Source organism: Denitrificimonas caeni (genome assembly GCF_027498055.1).
Classification (GTDB): Bacteria; Pseudomonadota; Gammaproteobacteria; order Pseudomonadales; family Pseudomonadaceae; genus Denitrificimonas.
Genome location: NZ_CP114976.1, coordinates 1,453,568 through 1,471,504, shown reverse-complemented (window position 1 = coordinate 1,471,504; position 17,937 = coordinate 1,453,568). Strand labels below are relative to the sequence as shown.

At 50.9% G+C, this 17,937-nt stretch carries 11 protein-coding genes; 9 read left to right on the top strand and 2 right to left on the bottom strand.

Annotated features, from left to right (window positions below):
- Positions 1–88: 88 nt before the first annotated feature.
- From O6P33_RS07000 to pyk, 8 genes are all read left to right on the top strand, one after another.
- A complete protein-coding gene (locus tag O6P33_RS07000) occupies positions 89–811 on the top strand; it encodes an RDD family protein (RefSeq protein ID WP_269817081.1) in 723 nt (240 codons plus the stop codon).
- Positions 808–1,785: a stage II sporulation protein M gene (locus O6P33_RS06995; RefSeq protein ID WP_269817080.1), complete on the top strand. Its 978-nt coding sequence runs from the start codon at positions 808–810 to the stop codon at positions 1,783–1,785. The genes O6P33_RS07000 and O6P33_RS06995 overlap by 4 nt, the downstream gene beginning before the upstream one ends.
- Positions 1,775–3,319 carry a DUF4129 domain-containing protein gene (locus O6P33_RS06990; protein ID WP_269817079.1) on the top strand — a complete coding sequence of 515 codons (1,545 nt, stop codon included), beginning with the start codon at positions 1,775–1,777 and terminating at the stop codon, positions 3,317–3,319. The genes O6P33_RS06995 and O6P33_RS06990 overlap by 11 nt, the downstream gene beginning before the upstream one ends.
- The gene (locus O6P33_RS06985) at positions 3,316–4,497 is read left to right on the top strand and encodes a DUF4350 domain-containing protein (protein WP_269817078.1); all 1,182 of its coding nucleotides are present in this window, start codon (positions 3,316–3,318) and stop codon (positions 4,495–4,497) included. Before O6P33_RS06990 ends, O6P33_RS06985 begins: the two co-directional genes overlap by 4 nt.
- Entirely contained in the window at positions 4,494–5,597 is a 1,104-nt protein-coding gene (locus tag O6P33_RS06980; RefSeq protein WP_269817077.1) for an AAA family ATPase, read from the top strand. Before O6P33_RS06985 ends, O6P33_RS06980 begins: the two co-directional genes overlap by 4 nt.
- A complete protein-coding gene (locus O6P33_RS06975) occupies positions 5,594–6,928 on the top strand; it encodes a DUF58 domain-containing protein (protein ID WP_332880031.1) in 1,335 nt (444 codons plus the stop codon). Before O6P33_RS06980 ends, O6P33_RS06975 begins: the two co-directional genes overlap by 4 nt.
- Before the next feature lie 201 nt (positions 6,929–7,129).
- Positions 7,130–8,047: a universal stress protein gene (locus O6P33_RS06970; RefSeq protein WP_269817076.1), complete on the top strand. Its 918-nt coding sequence runs from the start codon at positions 7,130–7,132 to the stop codon at positions 8,045–8,047.
- A gap of 81 nt (positions 8,048–8,128) precedes the next feature.
- Complete coding sequence (gene pyk, locus O6P33_RS06965) at positions 8,129–9,586, top strand: pyruvate kinase (protein ID WP_269817075.1); 1,458 nt, start codon at positions 8,129–8,131, stop codon at positions 9,584–9,586.
- 67 nt (positions 9,587–9,653) lie between these two features.
- Here pyk and pdxB read toward each other — a convergent pair whose 3' ends face one another.
- Entirely contained in the window at positions 9,654–10,784 is a 1,131-nt protein-coding gene (pdxB, locus tag O6P33_RS06960; RefSeq protein WP_269817074.1) for a 4-phosphoerythronate dehydrogenase PdxB, read from the bottom strand.
- A gap of 197 nt (positions 10,785–10,981) precedes the next feature.
- On the opposite strand from pdxB, the gene O6P33_RS06955 reads away from it, so the two are divergent.
- Positions 10,982–12,355 (top strand): MATE family efflux transporter, encoded by a 1,374-nt coding sequence (locus O6P33_RS06955; protein ID WP_269817073.1) that lies wholly within the window; start codon positions 10,982–10,984, stop codon positions 12,353–12,355.
- A 492-nt stretch (positions 12,356–12,847) separates the two neighbouring features.
- Here O6P33_RS06955 and O6P33_RS06950 read toward each other — a convergent pair whose 3' ends face one another.
- Complete coding sequence (locus O6P33_RS06950) at positions 12,848–17,761, bottom strand: alpha-2-macroglobulin family protein (protein ID WP_269817072.1); 4,914 nt, start codon at positions 17,759–17,761, stop codon at positions 12,848–12,850.
- Positions 17,762–17,937 lie beyond the last annotated feature (176 nt).

Sequence of the window (17,937 nt, the reverse complement as noted above, 5' to 3'; positions counted from 1 at the left end):
ATTAAACAATATAATGCCGGGTAAGTTTTTATGATTAACGACCCAATATACACTTGGGCACTACTTATTTTTCCCTGCTGGCCTACTATTGAACAATCAAGCACTGACTGGCGCTGTACGCGCCGAGCCTCTTTTAGATACGCAATTGTACCTAGAAACGCCTGAAGGTATTTACCTAGCTTTGCGTCCAGCAGGTTTACCGGTACGCATGTTAGCCTTTACGATTGATTTATTACTGCGCGGTGCTTTACTCGCTCTGGCTGGTGCTGCTTGGCTGTACTTGGGCAAATTTGGCTTGGGCCTCGCTTCAATCAGCGCCTTTATTTTGCTGTGGTGGTACATGGTGTTGTTTGAAGTCCTCAATCAAGGCCGCTCGCCTGGCAAACAACTGCTTGGCCTGCAAGTCATCCACACTGACGGCACCCCTGTTGGTTGGGCCGGATCATTAACCCGTAACTTATTACGGGTCGTTGATCTACTGCCTTTTGCGTACGGCGTGGGCATTCTCAGCATGCTCAATAACGCTCACTTTCAGCGTGTTGGGGATATAGCTGCTGGCACCTTAGTCGTGTATCAAGCACGTACTCATCAACGCGCAGCGCTGCCCGAGGTAACCGCCAGCCCGCTACCATTCCCGTTGAGCCTCAGCGAACAGCAAGCGGTCTTGAGCTTTGCTGAGCGTCACCAACAACTTTCAACACAACGCTCTGAGGAATTGGCCGCTATTATAGCACCGGCATTATCGGTCAGCCCGCCGCAAGCGGTCACACGCTTGCACGCTATTGCCCGCGGTATTTTAGGCCCGTTATGAAGCAAGCTATTTTTGAAAAAAAACACCAAAAAACCTGGCTGGCTTTTGCACAAACAGTACAGGCTTTAAGCTCTGGCAAAGCCCAGCCGAACGAACTGCACAGCTTCATTCAAGACTACCGCCGTATTTGTCAACATTTAGCCCTGGCTAAGCAGCGCGGCTACAGCTATCCACTGCTAGAAAGCCTAGAGCTTTTGGCGCTACAAGGTCATCAACAGTTCTACCGCCATAAAAGCCCTATTTTCGAGCAATTACTGGCCTTGATTGTCATTGAGTTCCCCGCCACCGTACGCCAGCAATGGCGCTATGTTGCGGTCGCAGGCGGGTTGTTTTTTGGCAGCTTGGCTTTGATGGCTCTATTAACTGGGCTTTTCCCTAACTTGATTTATAGCCTATTGAGCCCTGCCCAAGTGGCCAATATGGAGCACATGTATGACCCAGCACAACGCTTAATTGGCCCCATGAGTTTGCGCAACCATCAAGATGACTGGGTCATGTTTGGCTTTTACATTATGAACAATATCGGCATTGCCTTTCAGACCTTCGCCAGCGGTTTAGTGTTTGGCCTTGGCAGTGTTTTTTTCTTACTGTTTAACGGCTTAAATATTGGCGCTATTGCTGGCCATTTAACCCGAGTGGGCTACACAGATACATTTTGGCCTTTCGTGATTGGTCACGGCGCTTTTGAGCTCACCGCAATTGTCTTAGCCGGCGCCGCTGGACTCAAGCTGGGCGCAGCGCTGATTGCGCCTGGCCCTGTAACTCGTGCGACAGCATTACGGCAAGCCGCCGCGGTCAGTGTCAAACTGATTGGCGGAGTGGTTGTTTTTCTGGTTTTAGCAGCTTTTATTGAAGCCTACTGGTCTTCCAGCACAAGCATTGCCAGCTCTGTGAAATACACAGTTGGCGCTGCATTATGGTTGTTGGTCTTGTTCTACTTGTTTGCATCAGGACGCAACCGCTATGCATCTTAATAAAGCACAAGCGGTATTGCGGCCACGCAACCCTTGGGAAGCCATTGATCTTGGGGTGCTACTCGCGCGCCGCCACAGCGCTTTATTAATGGCGACATGGGCCGTTCTCACCTTGCCTTTATTTGCCATTCTCACGGTAATTTTTTGGCAGCAGCCCAGTGTTGCGGTACTGGTTATTTGGTGGCTTAAACCAGCTTTTGAACGTTTGCCTTTATATATTCTATCCAATGCTCTATTCGCTAACACACCGAGCTTGCGTGATAGTTTTAAAGCCTTACCCAAACTACTCAAGCCACAACTACTTGCCAGCTTAACGTGGCGCAGGCTCAGCGTCACCCGTAGCTTTGATTTACCAGTTCTGCAATTAGAAAACTTATCTGGCCCAGCTCGCCAACAACGCTTAGTGACTTTAGGCCGTAATTACACCCGTGCCCCCACCTGGCTCACCATTATTGGTCTGCATATTGAAATGGCCCTCTGGATTAGCCTCTTAGCTTTGCTTTACCTGTTCATTCCAGCGCAGCTACAAACAGACTGGAGCTGGGCAAAACTCTTACAAATCAGTCAAAGCCAATGGTTATGGGCCGAGCATTTAAGCAACTTACTCTATGTTTTAGTGCTGATTATTTGGGAGCCAATATATGTGGCCTGCGGTTTTACCCTGTACCTCAATCGACGCACGGAACTGGAAGCTTGGGATATTGAGTTGGCGCTGCGTAACTTAGCCAAGCGTTTAACCAGTAGCTTAGGGGTTTTTCTCTGCGCCCTGCTGTTGTTACTGCCTTTAAGTGATAACGCTTTCGCACAATCTTTTACACAGGATAATATCAACACACAAAATCAAGAGTTAGGTGTTGAGCAGCCGCGCCTACTCAAGCAAATGCTAAACAGTGAGCAAGCCCAACAAAGCATCAAAGCCACCTTAGACGCACCACCTTTTGAAAACTATAAAACCATTAGCAACTGGCAACTGCGCAAGAGCAAAACCGACACTAAAGATACTCACGAATTTAACGTGCCAGACTGGCTAAAAAACCTCGTAGAGTATTTATCCTTCAGCGTACAGGTGGTTTTATGGAGTACCTTATTGTTGCTCAGTGCTCTGCTGTTATGGCGCTACCGGCAATGGCTCAGCACCTTTGCGCAGAAACTGCGGCCCATTAAAAAAGCAGCGCCACCACCTGTACAAACACTTTTTGGTCTGGAAGTGAATAACCAGAGCCTGCCTGATGACCTGATTGCTAGCGCACAAAGCCTGTGGTCGAGCGATCAGCGTGCAGCTTTAAGCTTACTCTACCGCGGCTTTCTCAATTATTTACTGCAACAACAAACACTGCCTTTAACAGCTGCGCACACTGAAAACGAAGTGCTGGCGATGACTGATGCTCTGGACCCACAACTACAGTTCTATGGCCAACAACTGACCCAATACTGGGTTAATTTAGCCTGGGGCCACCGCTTACCCGCGCACTCGCAATTTGTCCAGCTATGTCAACAATGGCAAGAGTTACAACAGCAGGAGCGCAGCCAATGAAGCGCTCCTATTGGCTGATTGCTGCCCTGATACTAATCTTAGTGGCCTTAGGTTTAGTCTTAAGCAAAGCCCTTACCATCAGCGAAGAGCGTATTGCCCTCGGCGCCAGCCCAGAAGCTCGCAGCAATGCTTACCTCGCCATGGAGTACTTTTTACGGGAGCAAGAAGTCGCGGTCGACACTGCCAATGCCTTAAACCGTTTACCGCCACTGGAGCACGAGCCACACACCTTAATCATTCTTAGCCAAGATGCGCAGCTCATTGATCAGCAGCAAGTCGAGCTTCTAAACTGGGTAGCACAAGGCGGTCACCTAGTGCTGTCCGCGCAACACGAGGCGATAAATAATCAGAGCAGTTCACTACTCAACAATCTTGGCATAAAAAAACAACTCAGCGCCGAGTTAGCCCCTGTAACAGCGCCCAACAATAGTTCTCAAACAGCACAACCCTCTACGCAAAAAGCTGCCAACGCCACTGCACTCACGCGCCTGTACCTTGAAAACGAACAGTCGCCCGCTTACTTTGCTCTCGACACGCAATACCACCTGCAAGACACTGAAAACCGTGCCCATGCATGGGCCAACAGCCAAGCAGCCACGCATTTGCTGCAATTGAGCCACGGCCAAGGACTGATTACCGTACTCAGCGATCTAAAGCTCTGGCAACAGCGTCAGATCGGTCAGTACGACCACGCATGGCTGCTTTGGTATTTGAGTCAAGAAAGCCAAGTCACCCTATTTAATCCGCCACCACAGCAAGGCTTACTCAGTTTACTGTGGCGCTACTACGCCATGGCCTGCGTGCTCTTAGCACTATTACTGCTGCTTGGTGCTTGGTACGCAGCGCCGCGCTTTGCCCCTATAAGTTTAATCGCAGATAACAGTCGGCGACGGCTCACTGAGCACCTGCAAGCCGGTGCGCTATTTAACTTACGCCACCAAGGCCAGCGCAGCCTGCTAATTGCCCTGCAAAAAGACATTAAACAACGTGCACAGCGGCGTTTCCCGGCTTTTTCTGGTTTGCCTGTCGCAGAGCAATGGCAAGTGTTGCAGCAGTTGAGCCGCCAACCTGTATCCTCCATTTCCCAGAGCATGCGCCCGCCGCCCAGTAAAAAGCTTTCGGCCCAGGCCTTTACCCAGCATGTGGCACGTCTTCAACAATTAAGGAATGCATTATGAGTCAAAGCCCTGAAGATCTAGAATTGAATATCGAGGCTGCCAGCGCCACGCCAGAGCAAGAACCAGAAAACTCAGCCAATCCTGAGCAAGAGCCAGCTACTACGACCGAAACCAGCCTGACCCAGCCCAGTAAAGCCGAACAGCAACGCGAACGCGCCAGCCGCCTTATGCAGGCCGTTCGTGATGAATTAGACAAAGCTTTGATTGGCCAAACAGCAGTTGTTGAAGGCGTACTTTGCACTCTAATTGCAGCCGGCCATGTGCTCATTGAAGGGGTCCCGGGTTTAGGTAAAACCCTATTGGTACGTGCTCTAGCCCAATGCTTTAGTGGGCAATTTAGTCGAATCCAATTCACTCCTGATCTCATGCCCAGCGATGTTACCGGTCACGCCATCTACGATCTGGCCAGTGAGCAGTTTAAGTTGCGCAAGGGCCCTGCATTTACCAACTTATTACTGGCCGATGAAATCAACCGCGCACCGGCCAAAACTCAAGCAGCATTATTAGAGGTTATGCAAGAGCGTAGCATCACCTTAGAAGGTCGCTCTCTCGCCGTACCCCAACCATTTATGGTACTGGCAACACAAAACCCCATCGAACAAGAAGGTACTTACCCGCTGCCTGAAGCTGAACTCGACCGCTTTATGGTAAAGCTGCACATTGACTATCCAGCAGAACAAGAAGAACAACGCTTAGTGCGCAGCGTAACCGGTTCTGCCCATGCTGATATGCTCGAACAAACAGCCTTGCGCACCTTACTGCAACCCCGCGATGTCCAAGCCATCCAAAAAATTGCAACAGCCATAGCGGTGGATGATCAAGTGCTCAATTACGCGGTCAATTTAGTGCGCATGACCCGCCAGTGGCCCGGTTTAAGTAGCGGTGCAGGACCACGGGCCTCCATCGACTTAATTCGTTTTGCCCGCGCCCGTGCACTCTTGCATGGCCACGCCTTTGTTACCCCAGACGACATTAAAAGCTCAGCACTCAACGTCTTGCGCCACCGTGTGCACATTTGCGCAGAGTTAGAAATAGAAGGCTTACAAGTTGAGCAGGTCCTGCAACAGCTACTCAATCAGGTTCCAGCGCCACGCCTATGATTATCAAGCCATCTCGCACCTTGCTAATCAGCACTGGCATCTTACTATTCTTCGCCATCAGCTTAGGAACAGCCCATGCCTTGCACGTTAACCTGCCCAGCATAATTGATACAGGGTTCATTGCCCTGGCGCTGGGTATGCTGCTGTTGTCCTTAATCGATGCATGGCGCTTGTCTAAACAAGCGCCGCCCAGTTGTGAGCGGATTTTACCGCATACCCTTTCTTTAGGGCATAACACCAGCGTCAGGTTAAACTTCAGCCATAGCTACCAGCGGCCCATCCAGATTCAATATTTTGATGATCTACCAGATAGCTTTCAATTCCAGCAACTGCCATATCACCTGCAACTGCAACCTAACAAAATCAGCAGCAGCCAATACCAAATTAAACCACTGCAACGCGGACGCTTTACCATTGCCGGTTGTGCAGTGCGCTTACCCAGTCCCTGGCACCTCTGGACTGCACAGCATTTTTTAGCACAACCAAGCACCCTGCGGGTATTTCCAGACTTTAGTCGTATGCAAAGCGGGCAGTTACAAGCCAATGAGCGCTGGCTCAATCAGTTGGGCGTACAACAGCAGCAGCGGCGCGGCACTGGCCTTGAGTTTCATCAGCTGCGTGAGTTTCGCATTGATGACAGCATCAAACACATTGACTGGAAAGCCACAGCACGAAAACGTCTGCCCATTGTGCGTGAATATCAAGATGAGCGCGACCAGCAGATCATTTTTTTATTGGACTGCGGACGCACTATGCGCAGCCAAGATAGCGACTTGAGTCACCTCGATCACGCTTTAAATGCATGCTTGCTCCTCGCTTATAGCGCCTTACGTCAAGGTGATGCGGTTGGCATACACACCTTTGCTGGCCCAAGCTGTGTTCTTGCCCCACGTAAAGGACAGGGGCAAATCTCTGTGCTATTGAATGCACTCTACGATATCCAAGCCAGCCAACAAAGTGCGGATTACAGTGCCGCAGTTAAGCAATTATTGTTACAACAAAAGCGTCGAGCCCTGGTGATTGTTATTAGTAACATTGCTGATGAAGTGGATAGCGATTTACTCGCCGCCATGGCGCAACTTAAAAAACACCATCGCACTCTCTTAGTGAGCTTACGTGAAGAGGTTTTAGATACCCTGCGTGAGCAGCCCGTACACAGCTACCAGCAAGCCTTAGAGTACTGTGGCGGTATAGACTACTTGCAAACTCGGCAGCACAATCAACGCAAGTTAGTCAGTCAAGGCGTTGATTTTATTGACGTACGCCCCAGCCAGCTCACGACCAAGCTGCTCAGTTACTATCTCAGCCTAAAAAAAGCAGGGCAGGCTTAAATAATTTAATCAGCACGCCATTAAGACAGCGCAGTCCAGTGTTGTTTAAAGATAAACAGCAGTCATTAAACCCAGCAAAACAGCTATACTCATTAAGAATGATTTTATCTAAAACACGCTTCAGCAAGTTTCAAACCCTTGAAGTTGTCATGTTTACTCTTGCTTAAACGTGTTTGCTACCTATTGCATAAGGAGCTTTACATGGAATTGCATCAACTCTTAGTGGTGATTGATCCTACCTCAGGTGACTCTCAACCCTCACTTGAGCGCGCTGCTTGGCTCGCCAAACGCTCAAACTCCGCCATTGAATTATTACTCTGCGAATACAACTCGGCACTCGATGGCGGCTATTTCTTTGATGGCCCAGCACAAAAAAAGGCCCGCGACTCCTTGCTGCAAAACCGCACCAAGTGGTTAGAAAAGTTGGCGCAGCCACTGCGTGATAACGGTATTACCGTGACCACAGAAGCGCGTTGGGGCAAACCTTTGCACACAATGATTTTGCAACGCATCAGTGAGCTTAAGCCTGACATGGTGCTGCGTGATGCCACCACACATAATTTATTACAGCGCCTGTTTTTCAATAACACCTCTTGGCAACTGATCCGCCAATGCCCAGTACCTTTATGGCTGGTGCGTGAAGGCGAATGGAAAGGTGAGCGTATCTGTGCCGCAGTTGACCCAGTCCACAGCGCCGACACTGAAGCCCTACTGGACCACAAGCTGGTTAAATCCACTCTCTACTTAGCGCAGACTTTAGACATGCAGGCTGACTATATGCACAGCTATGCACCACTGCCACGGACCATGGTATTTGATTCCGAGTTAGTTGCCGCTTACGACCAATACGCAGAGCGCAGCGCTAAGCAACACCGTGATGCCTTTGAAAAACTTATGGTTAATTATCCCGTAGAAAAAGCCAACCGGCACTTACTCGAAGGCTTCCCAGAAGAAGTTATTCCAAGCTTTGTCGAGGAGCGCGGCGTAGATTTATTAGTAATGGGGGCGATTTCCCGCAGCAACTTAGAGAACGCGCTAATCGGTAACACCGCAGAGCGTGTTCTGGAAGCGGTGCAAACGGATTTACTGGTAATCAAGCCTACACGCCCACAGCCATAATCCAACCGACCGCCTGCTCTATCGCCTTGAGAGAGCAGGCTTTTTGCTTTGTCTTGACTTACCTTGAACAGGAGCCACAGCATGCCTACAACTTTGCGCCGTACTAAAATCGTTGCCACCATTGGTCCAGCCAGTAGTTCAGCAGAAGTCCTTGAACAGCTTATCCTAGCGGGCATGGATGTAGCGCGCTTAAACTTCTCCCACGGCAATGCCGAAGAACACCGCGCCCGCGCCTTACTTATTCGTGAAATTGCTGCCCGCCTCAATCGCCATGTGGCGCTACTGGGCGACTTGCAAGGCCCGAAAATCCGTATTGCCCGCTTTACTAATAAGCAAATTGAACTGCAAAACGGTGATACTTTTCGCCTTTCCATTACTCACCCGCGTGACGCAGGGAATCAGGCCGTTGTAGGTATTGATTACCCAGACTTAGTTACCGACTGCAGTGTCGGCGACGACTTACTGCTCGATGATGGCCGCATCGTCATGCAAGTCACTGCGGTAACCGCTGATGCTTTAGATTGCCGCGTGATTATTGGTGGGCAGCTCTCGGACAATAAAGGTATTAACCGTCGCGGCGGTGGTTTAACTGCGCCAGCACTTACCGAAAAAGACAAAATTGATATCCGCTTAGCTGCTGAGTTGGACTTAGATTACTTAGCCGTTTCTTTCCCGCGCGATGCCGCCGATATGAATTTGGCTCGCCGTTTATGTGCAGAAGCAAACTGCCAAGCTTGGCTCGTCGCAAAAATTGAACGCGCCGAAGCGGTCATGAATGATGATGCGCTCAACGGTTTGATCAGCGCCAGCGATGCAGTGATGGTCGCGCGCGGTGATTTAGCCGTCGAAATTGGCGATGCGGAACTGGTTGGTATTCAAAAGAAAATTATTGCTGCGGCGCGCAAGCAAAATAAAGCGGTGATCACCGCCACGCAAATGATGGAATCCATGATTCACAGCCCCATGCCAACCCGTGCAGAAGTGTCCGATGTGGCCAATGCCGCCTTAGACTACACCGATGCGGTGATGCTCTCGGCAGAAACTGCAGCCGGTGAATACCCAGTGCAAGCGGTCGCCGCAATGGCACGGGTGTGCTTAGGTGCTGAAAAAAACCCAATCATGCGCCGTTCTGCTCACCGTATTGGCCAACAGTTTGAACGCTGGGATGAAAGCATTGCTTTAGCAGCAATGTACACTGCGAACCACTTTCCCGGAGTCAAAGCCATTATTGCCTTGACCGAAAGCGGCTACACACCACTGGTGATGTCGCGGATTCGCTCATCGATGCCTATTTACGCCTTTGCCCCATCACGGCAAACTCAGGCTCGAGTGGCGTTATTTAGAGGCGTATACACAGTGCCTTTTGATCCAACCGACTCATTTAGCACCTCAGTCAGCCAAGCTGCGGTTGAAGAGTTGGTCAAACGCGGGATTGTCGCTGAAGGCGACTGGGTGATTCTCACCAAAGGTGACAGTTACCATACGGTCGGCGGTACCAACACCATGAAGCTGTTACATGTGGGCCATATTGCCGCTTAAACTGAAACTGCCTGTCCGGCCAATACTGCACGCGACTTAGCAGCGCTGGCCGGACAGGCAGGCTCAGCTAGAAAACAATGCCCAGCGCAGCGATCATTTGCCGCAAAGCAGCCGTTGGTTGACTCAGCTGCACCTGTAAGTCGGGGATCTCACGGCGCACAGGGTAATTTTTGCGCACCAAATCAAAAGCAGCGCGGCGCATCTGGGCATCACCCTGTAAACTTAAGCGAAATGCGGCATCATCAGCGCGTGGGTCATACACTGCGCGGCACAATACCGCTAAAGCCTCTGCCACAGAGGTGTCCCCAGAAAACAACAGCGCCTGCAAGGTTTGCTCTGGAAAGCACATAGCAGTTTGCGGCGGTGTCGAAAAGTACTCGCAAAATGCTTGATAAATTTGCTCAGTGCCACGAATTTTGCCGTCTAAGCTATAGCCAGCAATATGCGCTGTAGCAATATCACAGCGCTGTGCCAACTCCACGTCCACCAGTGGCTCACCCTCCCACACATCCAACACTGCACGAACATCTGGACGCTGCTGTAAAAAATGCTTTAAGGCTTGGTTGTCGATCACTGCACCACGACTGGCATTGAGCAGCCAACTGCCCTGCTGTAAAACCTGCAATTGTGCGGCACCCATTAAGTGCTGGGTTGGGTGCTCGCCCTGCTGAGTTAAAGGCGTGTGCAAGCTGATTACATCACAGCGCTGTAGCAGTGTCGCCAAGTCCACATAGTCACCACCTTCAGCTTGCTGCCGCGGCGGATCACAGACTAAGACCTGCCAACCCAAACCCCGCAAGACCTGCACTAACCGCTCCCCTACTTGCCCCGCCCCAACCACACCGAAACAGCGCTGCGCCAATTCAACACCATCGCGCTCGGCTAAAGTGAGTAAAGCGCCGAGGATATAATCCACCACACCACGGGCATTACAACCGGGAGCACTGGCCCAACCAATATTTTCTTGACGCAGATAGTCCACGTCCAAATGATCGGTACCAATGGTGCAAGTGCCCACAAACTTTACCTGTGAGCCGGCCAGCAAAGCTTGGTCCACCTGCGTGACCGAGCGTACCAAGAGCACATCAGCATCGCCGAGCACGGCTCGATCTAAACTACGTCCGGCAACGCGACGCAATTGCCCGTGACGGGCAAAGACCTCAAGCATAGGTATATTTTCATCTGCCAATATCTGCACCAGCCCACCCTCTTTAATGTTTTTAAAACTATAACGCAGCCCTGCCGGGTAATGATAGCTACCTAACGATCAACACAACATAGTAAACTAGCGGCACAGCACAAGTGCGTAACAGCAACTACTGTAAATCTGCAATTAATACTCCCGCACTGCGCAGCGTAATTGCTGTATAGGCTATATTTTTAGGCTGCTTGTCTATGTCTACTGTTTCCCGCTATCAACGTGTCACCATTGAATGGCGCGCGCTCCTTAAATTGGCCGTCCCTATTATTATTGGCCAGCTGGCCAATACCGCCATGGGTTTTGTCGATACTGTCATGGCTGGACGTGTCAGCCCTAATGATCTAGCTGCAGTGGCGTTGGGTAACTCCATTTGGGTGCCTATTTTTTTATTAATGAGCGGCATTTTAATTGCCACTACCGCCAAAGTGTCCTATGCCTTTGGCCGTGGTGCTGAGTTAGAGATGGGCTACTTAGTCCGTCAAGCTTTGTGGCTCGGTTTTGCCCTTGGTTGTGGCCTGGGCGTACTGCTCTGGAATGCCCGACCCGTCATGGAAATGATGGGCGTTGACCCTATTTTAATCACCCCCGCCATGGGTTACCTACAGGCAGTGGCCTGCGGTTTCCCTGCAGTGGCGGTGTACTTAGTGTTTCGCTGTTATAGCGACGCCTTGGGTCTGACTCGCCCGAGTATGGTCGTGGGTATCTTAGGTTTACTGCTCAATATTCCGCTGAACTACATTTTCATTAATGGTCACTTTGGCGTACCGGCCATGGGCGGTGTCGGTTGCGGCTGGGCCACCGGCTTGGTGATGGTATTTATGATGCTGGCCATGTTTGTTTGGATACGTTGGGCGCCCTACTATAAATCCAGTCAAATCTTCTCGCGCTGGCAATGGCCAGAGTGGTCTGCACAAAAAAGCTTACTGGCACTGGGTATACCTATCGGTATTTCAATTTTTGCCGAAGCCAGCTTATTTTCTGTTATTGCTCTATTAATTGGCGGGCTTGGCGCTAACGTGGTGGCCGGACACCAAATTGCTCTTAACTTTAGCGGTCTAGTGTTTATGATCCCCTACTCCCTAGCGATGGCCACCACTGTTCGCGTTGGCCAAGCACTGGGCGCTAATCGACCACGGGATGCTCGCTTTTCTGCCGGCGTGGCCATGGCAACCGGCTTAATATGCGCCTGCATTTCCGCCAGCTTTATGTTTATATTTCGCGATTATATCGCCCGCATCTACACCCTAGATGCGGCAGTGTTAGCGGTGGCCACCTCGCTGATCATTTACTCAGCTATTTTCCAATTTTCAGATGCCATTCAAGTCACTGCCGCCGGAGCCTTGCGCGGCTATCAGGACACCCGCATCACTATGCTCATCACTTTGTTTTCTTACTGGGGTGTTGGTTTACCAATTGGCTATATGCTTGGACTCACAGAGCAGCTTGGCTTAGCCCAAGGCCCAGCTGGATTATGGCAAGGCTTAATTGTCGGTCTCAGTTGTGCAGCGCTACTGCTTGGTTTGCGCCTACACAAGATAGCCCGCAAGCAGATTTATGCCGCTGACTAAATAGCAGCCGATGCAACACATCCAAGCAGCCATAGCGAGTGCAACACGCTAGCGGATGCAGAATAAAACTCTCCAGCCCTTGGCGCTTTAAGCAATTAAATGCCTACCAAACACCTCAATCACTGCGCAAAGCTAGAGCCGGCGCGGCTTTGCGCAAACAATCCACAACACCTGTGGATAACTCTGTGAGTAACATGCTGACAGATGCTCTGAGTGACCAAGTTACGGGGCTTTGCGACAAACTGCTGTTTTTTCCATCAATTATTAAAACCCTTTAAAATCAATAACTTACAAAGTCAAGAGGTAAACATATTGGCTTTCACAGCATTCACTTGGGCGACTTATAAAACACCTGTATGAATGTGCACAACTTATTTGGCGCCTAACAAATTCAAAGTAAATATCAAGGGTATAAGTGCAGTTTTATTATTATTTTTTGCAGCTTTGAGGGTTGACAAGCGCTGTAGCACCTAGCAACCCCTCTTTGCTTGTTTAATGCTTGCTCACCTGCATCCACTCAGGCGTTGCACTGTAAGCTTGCCATTCAGGACGGTACATCGACTCCACTTGCGCCGGCGGCACCACATAACGCCCTGGGGTCACCGCCCGTGCTAAATACAACAGATGCTTCACTTGTCGTGCCGGCACTGCCAGCGCAGCCACATAGCGGTCATCACGGTATTCTTGATGGACGATATCGGCATTTTGCATGGCTTGCTGCCAATCGCGTAAAGCACTGCTGGCTTCAGTTAAACTGGCCGAACTTTGCGCAAGGTTTTGATTTTCAAGCTCTAAACCGGCAGGCAGTAAATCCACCACCAAGGCATCTGGCACAGTTTCTGTCGCACGCACGGCTAAGTGCACCACAACTAAATCACCGCTGCGCAGCGTATTGATATTTAACAGCTGGCCTTTAGTGTCCAAGTACTGACGCTCAATACTGAGTACATGACCACCGGCTGCTGGTGCTTGGCTTGGGTAACCACTGAGTTGTAAACGCTGGTACAGGTCTTTGCTGTTGGCGGTGCTAAGGGTCAGGCCTTGTTGCAACTGCTGCTCAGCCAAGAGTAACTGACTGTGCTGAGCCGACAGTGAGATGCTTTGCTCACCCGACTGCAACTGCGCTTGCCAGCTGCTATCAGCTGTACGCAACTGCGCGCGCGCCGCCATAAACAGCGCATTGCGCTCCTGTGTTGATAACCAGCTACGAGTGTTTAGGCTATCTGCCAAAGCAAACATCCGCTTAACCTGCTCAGACTCAGCTAAATCATGCTCTTGCAGCAAGGCTAAGATTTGCGCCTGATCACGCAATTCACTGCCGTAATCCGCCATATACAGCTCATCGCTGCGCTGTACACTTAACCCTGCATGCAAGGCTTGCTCAGCTTTTGGCGCGTCGCCCATCCACTGTAACGCTAAGGCCAAATGCACTAAAGGCAAGCCCGAACGCGCATCCTGACGACGCTCAAACAGACTGCGTAAAGCGCCTAAAGGTGCATTTTTATCGCGCGCCAAGACAAAGCCTGCATAAGCTTGTACAGCAAAACGAGTGCTTTCTGGCGCTTGCGTGTAATCACTGTCAATTAAGTAGCCTTCTTGCAGGTAACGCAGCAAACGCTCTTGCGCAGATTTCAACGCAGCTGGCGGTACGGCAAAGCCTTGCTCACGGGCGCGCAACAAAAAGTCAGTGACATAGACTGTCGGCCAGTACTGCTCGGAGCCTTCAGCATTCCACATGGCAAAACTGCCGTTGTAGCGCTGCATCGCTAATAAGCGCTCAATGCCTAACTCAATTTGCTGACGGCGATGCTCTGGCGTATCGCTGCTGACCCGCACACCATCAAGCTGCGCATCATTGATGTACAAAGAGGCCAACAAACCACTGGTAGTTTGCTCTGAACAGCCATAAGGATAGGCATCTAAGGCGCGCAGATGTTCAGCAATATTGAGCGGTGGACGACTCGACACGCTCAGCAGCGCTTCCAGACCACCGCGCTGATAGCCCGCTAAAGCTTCTGGCGGCAACTGCCACTCTTGCTCAGCGTTGATCACCGCTTGATAACTGCGACTTTGCGCGGGATAGGCTGGGCGCACACCCAGAGTCCAACTGCGGGTTAACGGCGCTAAGGTTTCATCCGGCAACTGCATGCCATCCACCTGCAGGCGCAATTCACCAACGCCATAACCCGGTAAGGCACTGATCGGCAGATCAAGGATTTTGCGCTCTTTAGCCGCCAACTGCACTTGCAGAGGCTCAGCGTAATTAGCCAGCGCCAGCAAACCATTGCTACTCAGTTGCACTGCTACGGTTTGCGCCTGATCGGTCAGGTTGTGTAAGTCCAATGCCACTTGACTGTGATCACCTCCGGCTAAAAAGCGTGGTGCCGACAGCTCAGCCACTAAAGGTGCGGCCACCTCAATAGGTTGCTCAGCCATACCAAACTGATTATCTGTCCACGCTTGCGCGGTTAAACGTAAACGGCCATTGAAGTCGGGGATAGCCAAAGTGATTTCTGCTTCACCTTGCGCATCCAGGGTCACCGCCTGACTTTGCAGCGCGACAATATTCACATTGGTTTGTGGGCGCTTACCGCCAGCAGCTAAATCCGCATCACCACCAAACAGCATACGGGCTAAACGACCATTACCTGCTTCAATCAATTGCCCATACACATCAAACTGATCAACGCTGTAGCCTTTGCGGGCAAAAAACTCGGCAAAAGGATCCGGCGCAGCAAAGTTGGTGATGTTTAAAATCCCCACATCCACCGCCGACAACAGCGCCTGCACGGGTTGCCCAGCAGGTTGTCCATCAGCCGCTTGCGCTTTGAGTTTAACGGTCAAAGGTTGACCCGGACGCATCCGCTCTGGCGCTTGCAAGGTCAGCGCTAACTGCCGATCGGTGCGCTGCAAAGGTAAATGCAGTAAGCCCACGGCACGTTTGGGCGTAATTTGCGCTTGGCGCTCACCGGGGCGCACCACCAGTGCACTGATGTATAAATCATGGCGCAACCAATCATTAGCAATAGGGATATCTACCGTAGCGCCTTCTTTCGGCACATTCAGTGGCTGCCACCAGAGCGGTCCTGCAGCGGACTCAACCAATAAATAACCACTACCCGCCGCCGGAGCATTGATGGTGACGCGCGCGGTCTCGCCATTGGCGTAAGCCGGTTTATCCAGCGCTAACTTGACCTGATCAGGGCGCACAGCGCCACCTGAGGCATTATCTTGCTGCGCGTAGCCGGCCCAAAAACCCAAGCTACTGACCATTTTAGTGCGCGGATCTTCTACCTCAACACGGTAAGGTCCCCATTGCACCGGGAAGCTCACTTTAGCGCTAGTGCCCGCTTCGATATTGACCGTTTGCTCACTGACCGTCAGCAGCTTTTTATTATAGTTATTGCTCCAACCACTGCTATCAGAATAATTCCAATAGTAATCACGACGCTCGCGAATCAAACGCACTTTTAGTTGCTCAGCAGCCAACTTATCACCTTGTGGATTAGTCAGGACCAGCTCAAATTCTGGCTGGCTGTCGGCATCCACTTCTTCACCTTGAAAAATACCACGAATACCTGGCAACTCAGGCGCTGGCCACACCGCTTGCACAACACGGCGCGTGACTGGACGGCCGGCGGACTCCAAAATACTGGCCTGTACAATCAAATTCAGTGGTGATTTGCTCTCTGGCCATTGGCTGTCAATTTTGATTTGGGCGTGACCCTCTTCATCAAGGACCAGTTCATCCAAATCAATTTCTTGTTTAAGCGCTTCATCATCGCTGACCACCCCAAACTGAAAGCCTGGCAAACTGCTGACCGCTTCGCGCAAAGGCCGTACATACAGTTGACCGGTGATGCGATTACCCGCAGCCGGTGCGCCATATAAATAACGACCCTCCACCGCCACTTGCAATGCAGCTTGCGGTTTAATCGGCGCAGGCTCGGCGTGTAATTCAAGGGCCAAACGCTCAGGCAAGAAGTCTTCGACTAAAATGTCGTAGACCTGCTTAATACCACCGCCTAAGTCGAGCAATAACTGCCAACGACCCGTCGGCGCATTGGCACCAATCGGCAGCTGGTATTGATACAAACCTTTGTCATCCGCCTGCCACACAAACTCACGACTGATTTGTTGGTCAGGACGGCGCACTTCAACTTTAATCGGTTGCGCCGCGACCTGCTGGCCGTCGGCATCACGCAACAAACCATTGAGCAGAACAGTTTCACCGGGACGGTAGAGATCACGTGGACCAAAGACAAAAAACTGCAACGCCTGCCCGACAGGCCCGGCAATAGAAAACTCAGCCAAATCTAGACTGGCACTGTTTAAATGTAAAAAGCTGGTGTGCTGACCATGCTGAGCGAGCAAAAGATTAGCTTTATCGGTAATCGGCAACTGCGCATGGCCTTGCTTATCCGTTTTACCCGTGGCTAAGACTTGCCCTTTCTTATCTAAAACTTGCAGTTCAATGGCTTCCAAGGGCAAGCCATTGGAAAGGGCTTGCGCAAACACATCCAATTGCTGCTGAAAACGATGCGCAGACACGGCAATATCACTGACCGAAAACACTGTGGCCGGCTGTGAATAATTATAGCTACCGGCTTCGCGCATTACCGCAAGATAAACGCCCGCCTCGTTCAGCGCTTTAATCGGTTTAATCGGCAGCTGTAGCGTTTCACGGGTATTGAGCGCAGGCTTTAATTCAAAGCGCGCCGTGTGCGCAAGCTCTGCTAAGGTCAGTAATGCTTGCGCCTGCCACAACTCCAAGCTTTGATTTCGTCCCCATTGCGCTAAAAACTCAGGCAAGGCCGCGGGTTTAATACGGAAAAACTCAACATCCACATGCTCAACATTGAGCGCCAGCACCGGCAAGCCTTGGCTGAACTCAGCCGGCAATAACGAGCCGCGACTGGCAAAGCCCACAGAAGGTTGCAAATCTCGGGTTTTAAGTTTGGCACTGAAATCTTGGCTTAGCTGGGTCTGGTTAAAGGCGAGCAAGCCCTTATCAACACTGATGATTAGGTTGCGCTGCGGTGGAATATGGCGCAAGCGTAACTCTAATAAGTCCTCACTCAATTCCCAAGCACCATCGAGCTTGCCACTTTTACTGTCAACAGCATGGATTTTTTGGGCAAAGTTTTGTCCTTCTTGCAGTGGCACAGAGAAGGTTAAGCTCAAGACGCTCGCACCGTTTTCTTCAAGCTCAGACACATCTAAAACCTGCAGTACTTGATCTTTATACTGCAGCGCTAAGACGGCGGGATCTTGCACTACTGCGCTGCTGGTAGTTTGAGCGCTGTTGGCGACTGGTGGCGCTGCTTGAGTGCTCTCCTGCTCACTTGAATCACAGGCGGCCAGTATTAAAACCATCAGCATACCCAGAAGTCCATTGCGCCACATAAGCTGCTCCAACCTAAAAAAATAATATTCAGCCGCTACTATAAACGACAGCGCGCTACTGCGCCCACGCATGCGTCGACAAAGTGCAAAGAAATATTCACTGCAAAGCCAGTTATGCACAGAGCCTGTGGATAACTGTGTGCATAATGTGTACATCAACTGCGCAAACGTGCTCT